Source organism: Pseudomonas fluorescens (assembly GCF_000967965.1).
Lineage (GTDB): Bacteria > Pseudomonadota > Gammaproteobacteria > Pseudomonadales > Pseudomonadaceae > Aquipseudomonas > Aquipseudomonas grandcourensis.
On the sequence record NZ_LACC01000012.1, the window covers coordinates 309,316 to 325,767 of the forward strand.

Here is a 16,452-nt window from a genome sequence, read left to right on the forward strand (position 1 = left end):
CGGTAACAAATAGGTTACTTATCATGCAAGCCAATGATCCTGACCTAATGAGCGAAGACCGACAACGCGCCAAGTGTTTCCTCAGGCGTCAGGAACTCCCGATCAACCCCCGGCAACACCGGCCGCTTCAAAACAATTACCGGTACCCCACGCTCACGTGCCACTTCCAGCTTCGGCTCGGTCGCCGTGCTGCCGCTGTTTTTGCTGATCAGCACGTCGATGTTTCGCCGTTCGAACAACTCACGTTCATCGTCGATCAGGAAGGGCCCACGTGCGCCGATCACTTCGCAGCGCTCGTTGCCCGGATACACATCCAGTGCGCGCAGGGTCCAGAATTGCTCCGCGGGAATTTCGTCCAGGTGTTGCAGGGGCTCGCGGCCGAGGGTGAACAGCGGTCGACGGAAGGGCTTCAGGGCGTCGATCAGTTCGGCCCAATCGCGGACTTCCCGCCAGTCATCACCCGCCTGGGCTTGCCAGGCCGGACGGCGCAGCGCCCAGCAGGGGATGCCGCTCAAGCGCGCGGCAGTCGCGGCGTTCTGGCTGATGCGGGCGGCGTAGGGGTGAGTAGCGTCGAGCAGCAGATCGATGCCTTCATCGTCAATGAATTGCGCCAGGCCTTCGGCACCGCCGTAGCCGCCGACGCGCACCTGGCATTGCAGATCGGTCGGCACCCGACCGATACCGGCCAGGCTGTAGATATGCTGCGGTCCCAGCGTGCGGGCAATGGCCATGGCCTCGGTCACGCCGCCGAGCAGCAGGATGCGCTTCATTGAAATACTCCCGCATGGCCAACGATCCCGCCCTGGCGATCGATGGCAAAGACTTCCACCTGAACCTGTGCCGGCACCACGCTACGGGCAAAATCCAGAGCGTGCTGACAGACTGCATCACCCAGGGCGACCCCGGCCGCGGCGGCCATGGCCAGTGCCTGCTGGCTGGTGTTGGCCTCGCGGATATTCTGCTGCAACGCCGCATCGGCGCCGACCTGCGCCGCCCATAGCGCCAGTTGCGGCAGGTCGATACTCGAATGACGACTGTGCAAATCCATGTGCCCGGCCGCCAGTTTGCTGATCTTGCCGAAACCGCCGCACAGGCTGAGTTTATCCACCGGTACTTTGCGCAGGTGCTTGAGCACGGCACCAACGAAGTCTCCCATTTCGATCAGGGCGATTTCCGGCAGGTTGTAGACCCGGCGCATGGTGTCTTCGCTGGCGTTGCCGGTGCAGGCGGCGATGTGCAGGTAACCGTTGGTTTTCGCCACGTCGATACCCTGGTGGATCGAGGCGATGTAGGCCGCACAGGAAAACGGCCGGACGATGCCACTGGTGCCGAGGATCGACAGGCCGCCAAGAATGCCCAGGCGCGGGTTCATGGTCTTCAGTGCCAGTGCCTCGCCGTTCTCGACATTGACCGTGACCTCGAAACCACCGCTGTAGCCGAGTTCGTCGGCCAGTCGGGCCAGGTGTTCGCTGATCATTTTGCGCGGCACCGGGTTGATTGCGGGCTCGCCGACACCCAGCACCAGCCCGGGCCGGGTCACGGTACCGACGCCGCAACCGGCCTTGAAGCGCGTCCCCGGTTCGGCGCTCAGGCGCACCTGGGAGTAGAGCAGGGCTCCGTGGGTCACGTCCGGATCGTCACCGGCGTCCTTGAGGGTTCCCGCTTCGGCGCCGTCCTCTGTGAGGCGGCAAAACTCCAGACGCATCTGTACCTGTTTGCCCTTGGGCAACACGATTTCCACCGCATCGGTCGATGTTCCATCCAGCAGCAGACGCGCGGCGGCGAGGCTGGTGGCCGTGGCGCAACTGCCGGTGGTCAGGCCACTGCGCAGGGGGGCAGGTTGTTCGGCGGTTTCGTCACGCATCGAAGGGTTTCGTCACTTCCAGCAAGGTAATCGGCAAGGCCTGGCGCCAGGTGTCGAAGTCGCCCAGCGGTTGTGCTTGCGCGATATGAATTCGCGTCAGCTCCCCACCGTGTTGCTCGCGCCAGGCCATCAGGGTCATTTCACTTTGCAGGGTGACTGCGTTGGCGATCAGCCGGCCACCGGGTTTGAGTTCGGCCCAGCAGGTATCGAGCACGCCCTCGCGGGTGACACCGCCGCCGATGAAAATCGCATCCGGCCGCTCGAGTCCCGCCAATGCCTGCGGCGCGCTGCCGCGAACCAGCTGCAGGCCGGGTACGCCAAGGGCATCGCTGTTGTGTTCGATCAACGCTTGCCGGCCCGCATCTGCCTCGATGGCCAGTGCGCGGCAAGCGGGGTGGGCGCGCATCCATTCGATGCCGATCGAGCCGCTGCCGGCACCGACGTCCCACAACAGTTCGCCGGGGATCGGGGCCAGGCGCGCGAGGGTGATGGCGCGCACATCGCGTTTGGTCAGTTGGCCGTCGTGCTTGAAGGCGGAGTCCGGCAGGCCGGCCAGTCGCGACAGACGCAGCGTGTTTGGCTCGGCGATGCACTCGATGGCGACCAGGTTCAGGTCGGCGATCACAGGATCGCTCCAGTCATTGGCGATGCCGTCGATACGCCGCTCTGCTTCACCGCCCAAATGTTCGAGCACAGTCATCCGGCTCGGACCGAAACCACGTTCACGCAGCAGTGCGGCGATGGCGGCGGGGCTGCTGCCGTCGTTACTCAACACCAGCAAGCGCACGCCACTGGACCATTGCGCATTGAGTGCGACGACGGGGCGGGCAACCACCGACAACGTGACCACTTCCTGCAACGGCCAACCCATACGCGCTGCGGCGAGCGAGCAGGAAGAGGGAGCGGGCAGAATAAGCATTTCATCGCTGGATAAATGTCGGGAGAGACTGGCACCCACCCCGAAAAACATCGGATCACCGCTGGCCAGGACGCAAACGGGTTCTCCCTGTTTCGTCAAAACCGGTTCAAGGGCAAAAGGACTGGGCCACAATTGCCGTACACCGCGGATGCAGGCTGGCAACAAGTCCAGCTGCCGTTGACCGCCAATGATCCGGGTAGCGTTCAGCAGAGCGTGTCGGGCATTTTTGCCAAGCCCCTTGAAGCCTTCTTCTCCAATGCCTACCACTGTCAGCCAGGGGGTCATGCCGTTCCTCTTCTATCAATCGAAGCCAAATCATCACGCTGCCGGTCTGTGTCGACCTGGCGGTTGTGCATCATAGCGCGGTGTGGATTGAATTCGCCTGTCGCCAGTGTCTGTAAAGGTGGTCGGGGCTTATCCCGTTAATGGTTCTTTTTCAGGTCGAATCTCTTCATTATGATTTCGAGCCGCTTGCGTTCCATGAGCGGCCTTTTGCTTTCGAGTATGTTTTTGTCCAGTTTAAGATAAGCGCGTTGCTGGATGATTTTTGCAGCGTGGTCTTCCATGTTAAAAAATAGAAAGCCACTTTTTTTGATCGTGGTAACTAATTCAAGATTAAAGACTGCGATTTCAAGAAACCCCTTTGAATCGTAGCGTGTGGGTATTACTTGAAAGCGCTCTCCCAGGGAACTTTGTTGGTCCAGTGAATAAAGCGCCGGCTGGTTGGGTTTCAGTGCGTCGAGCGTGTCAATCATGGCGTTCCCTTGCCGGCGATCCGGCATGGTTTGAGCGCTTTGCACCAGAAACTCGGCAATGCTTTTCGAAACAGAGTGTTGAGTGCGGGTGAAGATGGCATCCTGATAGACAGACCAGCCGAAGAAATTCAACGTCGTAACGTATTCATTCAGCCACGTTGTCGAGTCGGCGAAGCGACTGCCGACCATGTCAGCGGACTGGGTGGCTATCTGTGTGCAATGGGTGAAGTCGTCGTAATCTTGCAGCGAAAGTTCTTCGGTGCACGAAATAAGATTGTGGGCAGTCAGTATTCCATTCGGTTTTTCAATGTTCATTTTTTTCCTTTGATATAGATGATTTTTTGCTGTTGTTTTTCTTCGGGTCGCGGTGAAAAGTACAAGAGTTGGTGTGTGGTTTAAATAAGTCTGGTTGGTTGAATTGATTCTTGCTGTTAGCGTTTTCGCTGAGTGTTCAATTAGAACTTGCGATGGCGGTCCACGCTTGAAGCGAAAAGCCTGGGCCCGGGATCACGCGCTTTTCGTCGTCAACCTGCCAGGGTTTTTCATCCGGCCGGACAAAGCAGGCATAATGCTGTCCTTCGTCTTGTGCCGGTCGTCCTGTGAAGTCACGTCAGATACCCAACCGCTTGCGCCCTTCCGCCTGTCCCGGGTTGTTGCGTGTCGTCCAGGCATTGGATGGTGGTATTTGCCGGATCAAACTCGACGGTGGTGCCATCGGTGCGCACCAGGCAATCGCTGTGGCCGATGCCGCCGAGCGATATGCCAGCGGAGCGATCGAGGCGACCAACCGGGCCAACCTGCAGATCCGCGGCATTGGCAACGAGCAAGCGGCGTTGATCGACAGCCTGCTGGCTGCCGATCTGGGGCCGCGCACGGCGGCTGGCGACGATGTGCGCAACCTGATGCTCAGCCCCGGCGCCGGGATCGATCGGCGCATGCTGTTCGACACTCGCCCGCTGGCCGGGCAGATCCTCGCCACACTGCAAAGCCACGAAGCCTTCTACGACCTCAGTGCCAAGTTCGCTGTGCAACTTGATGGCGGCGAAGACCTGGCGATGCTCGAACATCCCCATGACCTGTGGCTCTCGGCGTTTGAGCAAGACGGCGAACAACGGCTGGCGTTCGGTCTGGCGGGATGCCCGACGGACAGCCCCGCCGGTTCGGTTGCGCTGGCTGACGGGCACACACTGGTGGTCGCGGTTCTTGAGTTGTTCCTTGAACTGGCGCGCCCCGAGCAGGCGCGAATGCGCCATTTGCTGGACGAGTACCCGATAGAGGACGTTCTGCTTCGGCTGGCCGAGCGAGTGCCGCTGCAAGCCGTTGTCGGTTGGCAGCGGGTTTCGGGCTTCAGTGATTTGCACCTGGGTGCCCATCCCCAGGCCGAGTCCGGTGTTATCTATGTGGGGGCCGTCCCGCCGCTGGGGCGGCTTGATCCGGCGATGCTGCGGGGGGTGGCATACCTGGCACGCGAGTTTGGTGATTCCAGCCTGCGCTTCACACCCTGGCAAAGCTTGCTGCTGCCCAATGTCCGCATGGACAATGCCGCCGAAGTCATGGGGCGTTTGCAACGCTTGGGCTTGTCCTGTGAAGCCGGTCAGCCATTGTCCAGGTTGATCGCCTGCACCGGTTCCAGCGGTTGCGCCAAGGGGTTGGCCGAGACCAAGGGCGATGCCCTGCAACTGGCCGCGCTGCTGCACAGCCATGGACCGGCACTGAACATGCACCTGAGCGGTTGCCCGCGCTCCTGCGCCGCCGCGCATACGGCGCCCGTCACATTACTGGCCGTCGCCCACGGTCACTACGATCTCTATTTTCGCGATGCAGCGCAGCCGGGTTTCGGCGCGCTGCACGCACGCAACCTTACTATTGAAGCGGTCGCGGCCCTGCTCGACGCCCGCTCACGGAGCCCCCTTGATGCTTGATTACATCCGCGATGGTCAGGAGATCTATCGCAACTCCTTCGCGATCATTCGCGCCGAGGCCAACCTCGAGCGAATCCCGGCCGATCTGGAGAAACTCGCGGTCCGTGTCATTCACGCCTGCGGTATGGTCGAGGCCATCGACGGCCTGCAGTTTTCCGCAGGGGCGGGCAAGGCCGGGCGTGATGCGCTGGCGGCCGGCGCGCCGATTTTGTGCGATGCGCGGATGGTCTCAGAAGGCGTGACCCGCGCGCGGTTGCCGGCGAACAATCCGGTGATCTGTACCCTGCGCGACGAGAGTGTTCCGGAACTGGCCCGTGAATTGGGTAACACCCGCTCAGCCGCTGCGCTGGAACTGTGGCGTCCGCACCTGGAAGGCAGCGTGGTAGTCATCGGCAACGCCCCGACGGCACTGTTTTACTTGCTGGAAATGCTCGACGCCGGTGCGCCGAAACCGGCGCTGATCCTCGGTTTTCCAGTGGGCTTCGTCGGTGCCGCCGAATCCAAGGCCGCGCTGGCAGCCGACAGTCGTGGCGTGCCTTTTGTCATCATGCAGGGTCGCCTGGGCGGTAGCGCCATGGCCGCCGCCGCCGTCAATGCCCTCGCCACGGAGATCGAATGATGCAGCAACCTGGACGTTTGATCGGCCTCGGCGTCGGCCCTGGTGATCCGGAACTGATTACCGTCAAGGCCCTGCGCTTGCTGCGCGAATCGCCGGTAGTGGCGTACTTCGTGGCCAAGGGCAAGAAAGGCAACGCCTTCGGCATCATCGAGGCGCATCTGCAGGATGCACAGAATCTGTTGCCGCTGGTGTACCCGGTGACCACCGAAGCGTTGCCGGCACCGTTGTCCTACGAACAAGTGATCAGCGACTTCTACGATGACGCCGCCGACGAACTGGCGACGCATCTCGATGCCGGTCGCGACGTGGCGGTGATCTGCGAAGGCGATCCGTTCTTCTACGGCTCCTACATGTACTTGCACGACCGGCTCGCCGAACGTTATCAGGCTGAAGTCGTGCCCGGTGTGTGCTCGATGCTCGGCGGGGCCTCGGTGCTCGGTGCGCCGCTGGTGTATCGCAATCAGAGTCTGTCGGTGTTGTCCGGTGTGCTGCCGCACGACGAACTCAAGCGTCGCCTGGCCGATGCCGATGCGGCGGTGATCATGAAACTGGGGCGCAACTTTCCCAAGGTTCGCCAGGTACTGGAAGAACTCGGCCTGGCCGAGCGCGCTTTGTACGTCGAGCGCGCGACCATGGCCAATCAGAAGATCGTGCCGCTGGACCAGGTCGAGCCGATGTCCTCGCCGTATTTCTCGCTGATCATCGTTCCCGGCGAAAGGTGGCAAGGCTGATGACCCGTCCAGTTCCGGCGATTGTCATTCTTGGCAATGGCAGCCTCGCTACCGCACGCAGCATTCAGCAGCTGTATCCCGACGCCCTGATCCACGGCCTGGCCGAACGGGTCGAAGGCGCGGATCGGGTCTATCACGAATTCGGTGCGACCCTGCGCGAGCTCTATCAACAGGGTGCACCGATCATTGCCCTGTGCGCGGCCGGGATCGTGATCCGCACGCTGGCGCCCTTGCTGCTGGAAAAAGGCGCCGAACCACCGGTATTGGCAGTGGCCGAAGACGGCAGCGCCGTGGTTCCACTGTTGGGTGGTCTTGGCGGAGTAAACGTGATGGCGCGGGAGATTGCCGCCACGCTGGAAGTCGCGGCGGCGATCACCACCAGCGGCGAGTTGCGTTTCGGCACGTGCCTGCTCAACCCGCCTAGTGGTTATGCCCTTGGCGACCTGGAACTGGGCAAGCGTTTCGTTTCCGATCTGCTCGCCGGCGAAACGGTGCGTATTGAGGGTGAGGCCCCGTGGTTGGCGCAGGCGCAATTGCCCGAAGACGCGCTGGCCCGACTGGCGGTTCATGTCGGTCATGCCGAACGGGCACCTGCGGCCAACGAATTGTTGATCTACCCGCGCAATGTGGTGGTCGCCGTGGACGCTGGCCTGGTGAGCGTCGCAGAGGCGGTGCGCGAGGCGTTGCATCAGGTAAGAATTGCCGTGCAGTCGCTGGCCTGCCTGTTGGCCGCCGATACCGAAATGGCCAATCCGGCGTTGCGTGAGGCAGCACTTGAACTGGGCGTGCCGTTGCGCTTTGCCCACGCAGGGCAGGTACTTGGCGAACGTCTGCGTACTGCCATGGGTCGGCCCGTTTCCATGCTTGGTAACGACACTGTTGCCATTGCAGTCGCAGACCAGCCGCTGGACCCGTTGCAGATCGGCCGCCCGCGTGGACGGCTGGCGGTGATCGGCCTCGGGCCGGGGGCCGCCGAACTGATGGTGCCGGCCGTGAAGGCTGAACTGGCCCGCGCCAACGATGTATTGGGCTACGAAACCTACGTGCGCATGGCCGGGCCGTTTCGCGACGATCAGGTGCTGCATTGCACCGACAACCGCGAAGAGATGCAGCGCGCCCGTCACGCTTTCGAGTTGGCGGCCCAAGGGCGTTCGGTGGTGGTGGTTTCTTCAGGTGATCCGGGTGTTTTCGCCATGGCCGCGGCGGTGCTTGAGGCGCTGCACGAGTCCACCGACGTCCATTGGCACAACGTCGATCTCGAGATTTTGCCGGGGGTTTCCGCCTCGCTGGCGACGGCCGCCCAGGCTGGTGCGCCGCTGGGTCATGACTTCTGTGTGCTGTCGCTGTCGGATAACCTCAAGCCCTGGTCGATCATTGAAAAACGTCTGGATCTGGCAGCGCAAGCTGATCTGGCAATGGCGTTCTACAATCCGATCTCGCGTTCCCGACCTTGGCAATTGGGGCGTGCGCTGGAGATCGTCGCTCAGCATCGCGCACCTGAAACGCCAGTTGTGCTAGGGCGTGATGTCGGACGCCCGGGGCAGACACTACGCGTGACGACGCTTTCTCAATTGACTCCAGACCAGGTCGACATGCGGACCATGGTGTTGATTGGTTCATCCACGACTCGCGTGTTTCATCGCTCCCAAGGAATGCCGTGGGTTTATACGCCGCGTAGTTATGGTGATAAATTAAGCGATATTAACTAATTTAATATCACTGTTTGGTGCAGTGTTGTTCGGGCTGAGCGGCTCGACAACTGCTGCATGGTTGATGGGTGCTTACATATGTCGACATTCAATCGGGTTTGATAGCAGAGTTGGGGTGATTTAGATTCGTTTTGTCTCTGCAGGAGACTTAAACGAATTTAAAAGGAGTAGTTCGATATGGAAATCGTGGAAGGTTTTGTCACTCATAAACAATGCACCGATATTGGGAAGGCGCGTCTTGCCAGGTCAAAGGCGTTGTTGAGCAGTGCTCCTCGTGCAAAAGCGTTAATGTCGACCACTGCGTCGAGTTCACCCAAGGCATTGAACGATTCGAGTCCTACCAAGGAATTGGATGCTTTGGTTTTGGGCAATACGCTCATTGGTTATGGCGATAATATTTCGCTTGAAAATATGACGATTATCGAAAACCTCATAAAGTTTTCGAAGTTGGAGGCCGATCGCGAGACTAAAGACAGTCATAGCCCCGCCGCCTGGCACCGAGCCTTTCTCCAGTGCATGGAGGATATGGGGTGTTCTGTTCCCATCAACGCGAGTATCGAATACAAAAAAAGGTCTGGTAGCGGGACAATGAAAAATGTTGTCACCTCTATTATCCAGGCGGGCGTTGAAGCGGCAAAAGCTGCCATTCCCGGTGCGACCGTGCTAAGTGCCGTCGCCGACAGCACATTGTCAGCATTGGAAAAAGAGCCTGAAACAATCAAGGTTTTCAACTATGAAGTTACCAAGGCCAAGGGTATAAAGCTGGCCTTGCTGCCTTGCGAGCAAACGAAAAACGGATTGGTTATGGTTTCGTTTTCATCCGTTAATCATGTCGGAGATCAAGTGGGTGGCGGGGTTTTGTTTTTGGATTTGAAAATTGCAAGTCTCGATATTTACCAGGGCTCCAACTTTCTCGCCTTTAATCCTGCTGCTTACGCCGAAGTAAAAGATGATGTCGAATTTATCCTGGCGCAGAATCGGAAAGAAGTGTTGGCTAAAAGATTTGTGCGTCGCAGGCAGTGAACTCAATCAAGCCGGTTCAGAGGCTGATAGTCTTTGGTCTGTTTGAAATCTGTAGGGGTGTAGAAGGGGAAGGGTTAACCGGTTTGAATCAATGGTTGCGAGGAGTACGAAGCAGGCGCCGTGCAGCGATGAGGCACACGGCGACATCCTGGATGCTTGGAGTCCGCTAGCCCCACGATTTGCCAGAACCGGAGTGCTTTATGTTCAAGGCACCAGATAACCCTTCACGCCGGTGAAGATGATCTGCGCCGCCAGTGCGCACACGAACAACCCCATCAATCGGCTGACGATCTGTAGCCCCTGGTCGCCGAGAATGCGCTCGATGCGGCCGGACAAAAACAGCACCACGCCCACGGTAAAACTGGCCAGGGCAATGCTGACAATGGCCGTGAGCTTGTCGTCCCAGTGCGGCTGGCTCACGCCCATCACTAGCAAGGCGCCGATCGTACCGGGACCGACTGTCAGCGGGATGGTCAGCGGAACGATGGTGACATCCTGCTGCACGTTGTCGGTCTGTACCGCCGATTTGCCTTGTGCCATGCCCAGCGCCGAGATGAACAGCACACTGCCGGCGCCAATGCGGAATGCGTCCACGGTAATGCCGAACACGCTGAAAATCACCCGTCCGAACAAGTACAGCAGAACGCTGGAGACCAGGGTGGCGACCGCTACTTTCCAGGCCAGTCGACGCTGTTCCTTGCGCGAATAACCACGGGTCAGGCTGATGAAACAGGACAACACGAAGAATGGGCTATAGAGCACCAGCATCTTCAGATAAACGCTGAACAACACATGGAGCATGGTGCCGGGCTCACTGGCGAGGGAAGTCGAGGGGGGAGTCTATCAGGGGTTGCGAAGTCTGTCGGCTCAGGACGTTTGGGTTGTCGTGCGATTCTGCTGGTCACGCTGGGCAACCCAGTGCTCGATCAGTTCGCGCAACTGCGACAGTTCCACCGGCTTGGCCATGTGTCCGTCCATGCCAGCCTGGCGCGCACGCTCTTTGTGTTCGGCAAGGATATGGGCGGTCAACGCCACCACAGGGGTGCGAACCCGCTGGTTGCCGACTTCCCAGGCGCGCAATTGCTGGGTGGCCGAGAAGCCGTCGAGGATCGGCATTTCGCAGTCCATCAGCACCAGGTCGTAACGCTGGGCTTTCATCGCCTGCAGGGCTTCTTCGCCGTTGCAGGCGGTATCCGGTTGCAGATTGAGCTTGCTCAGCATGCCGCGGATCACCTTGGTCGAGATGCTGTTGTCTTCAGCCACCAGAATGCGGAAGTCGCAGGGGACCTTGATCGGCAAAGCCGGGCCGCTTGGTACGGGCTGGGTCGCGACGAGCCCTTTGTTGCGCTGGGTCAGTTCGTCGGCCAGGGTAGTCTTGAGGGTGTAGCCGGCCACCGGCTTGGCGAGGATGCGCTTGATCCCGGAGTTGCGCGCGATGATCTTGCTCGGTGCGTTGCTGATGCCGGTGAGCATGATCAGCAGGATGTCATGGTTCAGGCTCGGGTCTTCCTTGATCTTGGCCGCCAGTTGCATGCCGGTCATGCCTGGCATGTTCTGGTCCAGCAGGACCACATCGAAGTAATCGCGCAAATGAGCCTTGGTGCGCAGCAGGGCCAGCGCTTCCTTGCCGGAAGACGCGGCGCTGACGTTCAGGCCCCAGGCGCTGCATTGCTGCACCAGCACCTTGCGACAGGTGTCATTGTCGTCCACCACCAATACCCGCGCACCCTGCAGTGGGCCGTCGAGGTCGGAGGTCGGGTGTTCGAGGCGATCCGGGTCCAGCGGCAGGGTCAGCCACAGGGTGCTGCCCTGGTTGTTGCCGCTCTTGATTCCGAATTCACCCTGCATCAAGCGGATCAGCTGGCGGGCAATCACCAGCCCCAGGTTGCCGCCCAACTGGGTGGCCGAAAGAAAATGCCGGCTGTGCAGTTCGGTGTGCATCAGGGCGTCGCGTTCTTCGGCGTCCATGGGCTCGCCGCTGTCCTGCACGGCGATGCGCAGGCGTGGTTTGGTGTTGCGCTCGTCGAGCGCCACGACGATCAGGATTTCACCTTCATCGGTTTTTTTCAGGGCGTTTTCAAGCAGGCTCAACAGCGTCTGGCGCAAGCGTGTAGGGTCACCGCTGATCACCCGCGGCACTTGCGGCTGGATGAAGCTGATCAACTCGACGTTTTGCTGCTCGGCCTTGGCGCGGAAGATGCTCAGGCAGTCTTCGATCAGCGCGTTGAGGTCGAACTGCACATCGTCCAGCTCGATCTGTCCGGACTCGAGTTTGGAAATGTCGAGAATTTCGTTGATCAGTGTCAGCAGTTCGTTGCCGGCGCTGTGGATCGTCTGCACATAGTCGCGTTGCTTGACCGATAGCGGCGTGCCCAGCAGCAGCTCGGTCATGCCGAGGACGCCGTTCATCGGGGTGCGGATCTCATGGCTGATCTTCGCCAGGAACTCGGCCTTGGCGTTGATCTCGGCGTTGCTGGCCGCCAGGTCACGGCTGATGCTGAAGCGGTCTTCGGTGATGCGGCGCTGGCGCTCGCTCAACGCAATGCTCATCAACAGGCCGCTGATGCAGATGAACGCCAGCAATGTGGTGATCAGGCCATGGGGTTCGATCAGGGTCAGCCCCAACAGCGCGGGCAGGATGACCAGTGTCCCAAGATTGAACACCACCATGGCCGCCACGAAGAAGCGAGCCGGGCGATAACCTTTTTGCCAGTGATAGGCGCTGATGAACAGCATGGTCAGGCCAGCCAGGGCTACCAGGCCGTAGGTAATGAAGTTCAGCGGCAAGGTATTGACGAACAGCAGCATCAGCCCGCAGGCGGTGATGAGCAGGACCTCGCCAAGCAGCAACCGGTTCAGCGGATGCGGCCCGAGCGGGGCGAAGAAGCGATAGGCAAGCATCAGGCCGCAGGGCGCAGTCATTATCAATGCCAGGTAAGCCCCCGGCGTTTGCAGTGCATGCCAGTCCGGAAGCCAGGGGCCGGCGAGGTTCAGCAACAACAGCAGGCTGAGCATCAACAACCCTTCGCACGTCGCTAACCAGAGGGCGCTGCGCGAGCGGGTGTAGGTGTAGCGGATGAGGTTGTGCAGGATCAGCATGGCGATGCAACCGAACAACAGGCCATAGACCAGCGTCTGGTTCTGGTTGGCGGCCGAGATGATCGCCGATTGCAGGGTGATATAGGGCCGTAACTGGTGGTCGGAGGCCAGTCGCAGGTATACGTCGAGAGGGTTGTCGCTTTGCGGCAGGGCCAGCATGAAGTCGCTACTGGGCAATGGTCGCTCGGATTGGGGGCGTTCGTTGCCCGTGCTGGATTGATCGATCAGCGTGTCGCCGTCCAGTACGTACATGTTGAACTGACGCAGGTCAGGCGCGAACACCCGCAGCAATTGTTCGTGTTTGCCCGGTGCAAGCCTGAATCGCAACCATAGCGCGCCATCGGGTTCGGCTGCGGTAATGCGGTCGAGTTCTATGGGGCTGAATTGATTGGTGTAGCGTGCGGAGCGGATGTCGCTCAGTTGCAGATCGCCCTGTTCGTCGAGCAATACCGCCCAGCCACTGCCTTGCGCGGCCTGGGCCGGTAGCATGCAGAGCAAGGTCAGCAACGTGACGGTCAAGCTTATGGCAATCCTGAGCCAGCGCACGGCGAAATCCCTTCGTTAGGTTGATGCCAGAATATAACGATGCGCGGCGCCGGAATAGCCAGGCAATAAACGGTGTTCATTGCCTGGCGCGGTGTTTACCTTATTCCTGGTTTTCGCCACGCTCGCGGGCAATGGCGCGGTAGCCAATGTCCTTGCGATAGAAACAGCCTTCCCAATCAATCGAAGCCGCCAGCTTGTAGGCTTGTTGTTGTGCAGCGTCGACGCTGGCACCCATGGCCGTGGCGCAAAGCACCCGACCACCGGCCGTTACGACTTGACCGTCATTGAGCGCAGTACCGGCGTGGAAGACTTTGCCTTCCAGTGCGGCGGCTGCATCCAGCCCCTTGATGGCCACGCCTTTGGCGTAGTCACCAGGATAGCCGCCAGCGGCCAGGACGATGCCGACGCTCGGGCGTGGATCCCATTGTGCTTCTACTTTGTCCAGCGCCTGGGCCAGGGCGGCCTCGACCAGCAGCACCAGGCTCGACTGCAGGCGCAGCATCACCGGTTGGGTCTCAGGGTCGCCGAAGCGGCAGTTGAATTCGATGACTTTTGGGTTACCAGCCTTGTCGATCATCAGACCGGCGTACAGGAAACCAGTGTAGACGTTGCCTTCCTCGGCCATGCCGCGCACGGTCGGCCAGATCACCAGGTCCATGACGCGCTTGTGCACTTCGGCGGTGACCACTGGCGCCGGGGAGTAAGCACCCATGCCACCGGTGTTTGGACCGGTATCGCCGTCACCGACGCGTTTGTGATCCTGGCTGGTGGCCATCGGCAGTACGTTCTTGCCGTCGACCATGACAATGAAACTGGCTTCTTCGCCGTCCAGGAACTCTTCGATGACCACGCGCGAACCCGCATCGCCAAAGGCATTGCCCGCCAGCATGTCACGCACGGCGTCTTCGGCTTCGGCCAGGGTCATGGCGACGATCACGCCTTTACCGGCGGCCAGGCCATCGGCCTTGATCACGATCGGAGCGCCTTTTTCACGCAGATAAGCCAGGGCCGGCTCGATCTCGGTGAAGTTCTGGTAGTCGGCAGTCGGGATCTTGTGGCGAGCCAGGAAGTCCTTGGTGAAGGCTTTGGAACCTTCCAGCTGCGCAGCGCCAGCGGTCGGACCGAAGCAATCCAGGCCGCGGCTGCGGAACAGGTCCACAACACCGGCAACCAGTGGCACTTCAGGGCCAACGATGGTCAGGGAAACGTTTTTCTCGGCAAAGTCTGCCAGTTGCTCAAGCGCCAGTACGTCGATGGCGACGTTCTCGCACTTGGCTTCGATGGCGGTACCGGCGTTGCCCGGAGCTACGAAAACCTTCTGCACGCGCGGATCCTGAGCCACTTTCCAGGCCAGTGCGTGTTCACGGCCACCGCTGCCAATGATCAAAACATTCATTTCAAAAACCTCGGATGACGCTAATTCTGTTTAGGACCCAAAGCGCTTCACGCCCTGGGAGGTTGCAATGACGCCGGTAGATGCAAAGCGGAGCCCACCTCGATGAGCGGAGTTGCCTTCTGGCAATGAGCATCATCGAGGTGGGCTCCAACGCAGCAGATGCCGGCGTCAGTGCGACCGTTGCCGTATTAGTGACGGAAGTGGCGCATGCCGGTGAATACCATCGCGATGCCGGCTTCGTCGGCAGCAGCAATCACTTCGGCATCACGCATCGAGCCGCCTGGTTGGATCACGGCAGTCACGCCCGCCTTGGCCGCATTGTCCAGACCGTCGCGGAACGGGAAGAAAGCGTCGGAAGCCATCACCGAACCGGCTACCTGCAGGCCAGCGTGCTCAGCCTTGATGGCCGCAATACGTGCCGAGTTCACGCGGCTCATCTGGCCGGCGCCGACACCGATGGTCTGGCGATTCTTGGCGTAGACGATGGCGTTGGACTTGACGTACTTGGCAACTTTCCAGGCAAAGATCAGGTCGTGGATTTCTTGCTCGCTCGGTGCGCGCTTGGTCACTACTTTCAGGTCGTCGGCGCCGATCATGCCGATGTCGCGGCTCTGTACCAGCAGGCCACCGTTAACGCGCTTGTAGTCCCAGGCAGCAGCGCGGTCAGCCGACCACTCGCCGCAGGCCAGCAGGCGTACGTTGGCTTTGGCAGCGACGATGGCGCGGGCCTCTTCGCTGACCGACGGAGCGATGATCACTTCGACGAACTGACGCTCGACGATGGCCTTGGCGGTCTCAGCGTCCAGTTCGCGGTTGAAGGCGATGATGCCGCCGAATGCCGATTCGGTGTCGGTGGCGTAGGCCAGGTCGTAGGCCTTGCGGATGCCGCCTTCGGCATCAGGGCTGACAGCCACGCCGCACGGGTTGGCGTGCTTGACGATTACGCAAGCCGGCTTGACGAAGCTCTTCACGCATTCCAGCGCGGCGTCGGTGTCGGCCACGTTGTTGTACGACAGTTCCTTGCCTTGCAGCTGGGTCGCGGTGGCGATGCCGACTTCGGCAGGCTTGGCTTCAACATAGAACGCCGCGCTCTGGTGCGGGTTCTCGCCGTAGCGCATTTCCTGGGCCTTGATGAACTGGCTGTTGAAGGTGCGCGGGAACTCGCTGCGGCCTTCGGTGCTCAGGGTTTCAGCCGTCTGGTTCACGGTGCCCATGTAGTTGGCGATCATGCCGTCGTAGGCGGCAGTGTGTTCGAAGGCCTTGAGCATCAGGTCGAAACGCTGGGCGTAGGTCAGGCCGCCGGCTTTCAGGTTTTCCAGTACGTTGGCGTAATCGCCGGCGTTCACCACGATCGCTACGTCTTTATGGTTTTTCGCTGCCGAACGAACCATGGTCGGGCCACCGATGTCGATGTTCTCGATGGCGGTCGGCAGGTCGCAGCCTGGCTTGTTGATGGTGGCTTCGAACGGGTACAGGTTGACCGCTACCAGGTCGATCGGCTTGATGCCGTGCTCGTTCATGATGGCGTCGTCGATACCGCGACGACCGAGGATCCCACCGTGGATTTTCGGGTGCAGGGTCTTCACCCGGCCGTCCATCATTTCGGCAAAGCCTGTGTAATCCGCGACTTCCACTGCGGCAACGCCGTTGTCCTGCAGCAGCTTGAACGTCCCACCGGTGGAGAGGATCTCGACGCCCAGGGCTTCAAGCTCCTTGGCGAATTCGAGGATCCCGGTCTTGTCGGAAACGCTGATCAAGGCGCGGCGGATCGGCAGGCGGGTAGTCTGGTCGGTCATCTCAATTTCCATCAAAAGCAAAGGAAGTCAGCAAAAAAGGCGACCGGTTTTACGCGGGCGCCTTTCTGGTTTG

Annotated in this window: 13 protein-coding genes; 5 read left to right on the top strand and 8 right to left on the bottom strand. The window is 60.3% G+C overall.

The window, feature by feature from the left end:
• Window positions 1-44: 44 nt before the first annotated feature.
• The 4 genes from VC35_RS11040 to VC35_RS11055 form a co-directional block, all read right to left on the bottom strand.
• Window positions 45-770: a cobalt-precorrin-6A reductase gene (locus VC35_RS11040; RefSeq protein WP_046039937.1), complete on the bottom strand. Its 726-nt coding sequence runs from the start codon at window positions 768-770 to the stop codon at window positions 45-47.
• Window positions 767-1,864: a cobalt-precorrin-5B (C(1))-methyltransferase gene (locus VC35_RS11045; RefSeq protein ID WP_046039939.1), complete on the bottom strand. Its 1,098-nt coding sequence runs from the start codon at window positions 1,862-1,864 to the stop codon at window positions 767-769. Before VC35_RS11045 ends, VC35_RS11040 begins: the two co-directional genes overlap by 4 nt.
• Window positions 1,857-3,068: a bifunctional cobalt-precorrin-7 (C(5))-methyltransferase/cobalt-precorrin-6B (C(15))-methyltransferase gene (locus tag VC35_RS11050; RefSeq protein WP_046039941.1), complete on the bottom strand. Its 1,212-nt coding sequence runs from the start codon at window positions 3,066-3,068 to the stop codon at window positions 1,857-1,859. Before VC35_RS11050 ends, VC35_RS11045 begins: the two co-directional genes overlap by 8 nt.
• 137 nt (window positions 3,069-3,205) lie before the next feature.
• The gene (locus tag VC35_RS11055) at window positions 3,206-3,853 is read right to left on the bottom strand and encodes a hypothetical protein (protein WP_046039943.1); all 648 of its coding nucleotides are present in this window, start codon (window positions 3,851-3,853) and stop codon (window positions 3,206-3,208) included.
• A 299-nt stretch (window positions 3,854-4,152) separates the two neighbouring features.
• On the opposite strand from VC35_RS11055, the gene cobG reads away from it, so the two are divergent.
• From cobG to VC35_RS11080, 5 genes are all read left to right on the top strand, one after another.
• Entirely contained in the window at window positions 4,153-5,460 is a 1,308-nt protein-coding gene (gene cobG / locus VC35_RS11060; RefSeq protein ID WP_185754767.1) for a precorrin-3B synthase, read from the top strand.
• On the top strand, window positions 5,453-6,079 hold the full coding sequence (locus tag VC35_RS11065) for a precorrin-8X methylmutase (protein ID WP_046039946.1): 627 nt from the start codon (window positions 5,453-5,455) through the stop codon (window positions 6,077-6,079). The genes cobG and VC35_RS11065 overlap by 8 nt, the downstream gene beginning before the upstream one ends.
• Window positions 6,079-6,810 carry a precorrin-2 C(20)-methyltransferase gene (locus VC35_RS11070; protein ID WP_046039991.1) on the top strand — a complete coding sequence of 244 codons (732 nt, stop codon included), beginning with the start codon at window positions 6,079-6,081 and terminating at the stop codon, window positions 6,808-6,810. The genes VC35_RS11065 and VC35_RS11070 overlap by 1 nt, the downstream gene beginning before the upstream one ends.
• Window positions 6,810-8,519, top strand: coding sequence for a precorrin-3B C(17)-methyltransferase (gene cobJ, locus VC35_RS11075; RefSeq protein WP_046039948.1), 1,710 nt, complete (start codon window positions 6,810-6,812; stop codon window positions 8,517-8,519). Before VC35_RS11070 ends, cobJ begins: the two co-directional genes overlap by 1 nt.
• Window positions 8,520-8,696: 177 nt before the next feature.
• A complete protein-coding gene (locus tag VC35_RS11080) occupies window positions 8,697-9,542 on the top strand; it encodes a hypothetical protein (RefSeq protein WP_046039950.1) in 846 nt (281 codons plus the stop codon).
• Between the two features lie 204 nt (window positions 9,543-9,746).
• Here the strand turns inward: VC35_RS11080 and VC35_RS11085 are convergent, their stop codons facing one another.
• The 4 genes from VC35_RS11085 to purH form a co-directional block, all read right to left on the bottom strand.
• The gene (locus VC35_RS11085; protein ID WP_008053960.1) at window positions 9,747-10,343 is read right to left on the bottom strand and encodes a MarC family protein; all 597 of its coding nucleotides are present in this window, start codon (window positions 10,341-10,343) and stop codon (window positions 9,747-9,749) included.
• Between the two features lie 66 nt (window positions 10,344-10,409).
• Window positions 10,410-13,187, bottom strand: coding sequence for a hybrid sensor histidine kinase/response regulator (locus tag VC35_RS11090; protein ID WP_046039952.1), 2,778 nt, complete (start codon window positions 13,185-13,187; stop codon window positions 10,410-10,412).
• 100 nt (window positions 13,188-13,287) lie between these two features.
• Window positions 13,288-14,583 carry a phosphoribosylamine--glycine ligase gene (purD, locus tag VC35_RS11095; protein WP_046039954.1) on the bottom strand — a complete coding sequence of 432 codons (1,296 nt, stop codon included), beginning with the start codon at window positions 14,581-14,583 and terminating at the stop codon, window positions 13,288-13,290.
• A 188-nt stretch (window positions 14,584-14,771) separates the two neighbouring features.
• A complete protein-coding gene (gene purH, locus VC35_RS11100; RefSeq protein WP_046039956.1) occupies window positions 14,772-16,379 on the bottom strand; it encodes a bifunctional phosphoribosylaminoimidazolecarboxamide formyltransferase/IMP cyclohydrolase in 1,608 nt (535 codons plus the stop codon).
• Between the last annotated feature and the right edge of the window lie 73 nt (window positions 16,380-16,452).

Excerpts from the sequence above, each read along its gene's own strand:
- purD (WP_046039954.1), bottom strand. The coding sequence starts at position 14,583 with ATGAATGTTTTGATCATTGGCAGCGGTGGCCGTGAACACGCACTGGCC.
- VC35_RS11065 (WP_046039946.1), top strand. The coding sequence starts at position 5,453 with ATGCTTGATTACATCCGCGATGGTCAGGAGATCTATCGCAACTCCTTC.
- VC35_RS11080 (WP_046039950.1), top strand. The coding sequence starts at position 8,697 with ATGGAAATCGTGGAAGGTTTTGTCACTCATAAACAATGCACCGATATT.
- VC35_RS11055 (WP_046039943.1), bottom strand. The coding sequence starts at position 3,853 with ATGAACATTGAAAAACCGAATGGAATACTGACTGCCCACAATCTTATT.
- purH (WP_046039956.1), bottom strand. The coding sequence starts at position 16,379 with ATGACCGACCAGACTACCCGCCTGCCGATCCGCCGCGCCTTGATCAGC.
- cobJ (WP_046039948.1), top strand. The coding sequence starts at position 6,810 with ATGACCCGTCCAGTTCCGGCGATTGTCATTCTTGGCAATGGCAGCCTC.
- VC35_RS11040 (WP_046039937.1), bottom strand. The coding sequence starts at position 770 with ATGAAGCGCATCCTGCTGCTCGGCGGCGTGACCGAGGCCATGGCCATT.
- VC35_RS11050 (WP_046039941.1), bottom strand. The coding sequence starts at position 3,068 with ATGACCCCCTGGCTGACAGTGGTAGGCATTGGAGAAGAAGGCTTCAAG.
- VC35_RS11070 (WP_046039991.1), top strand. The coding sequence starts at position 6,079 with ATGCAGCAACCTGGACGTTTGATCGGCCTCGGCGTCGGCCCTGGTGAT.
- VC35_RS11085 (WP_008053960.1), bottom strand. The coding sequence starts at position 10,343 with ATGCTCCATGTGTTGTTCAGCGTTTATCTGAAGATGCTGGTGCTCTAT.
- VC35_RS11045 (WP_046039939.1), bottom strand. The coding sequence starts at position 1,864 with ATGCGTGACGAAACCGCCGAACAACCTGCCCCCCTGCGCAGTGGCCTG.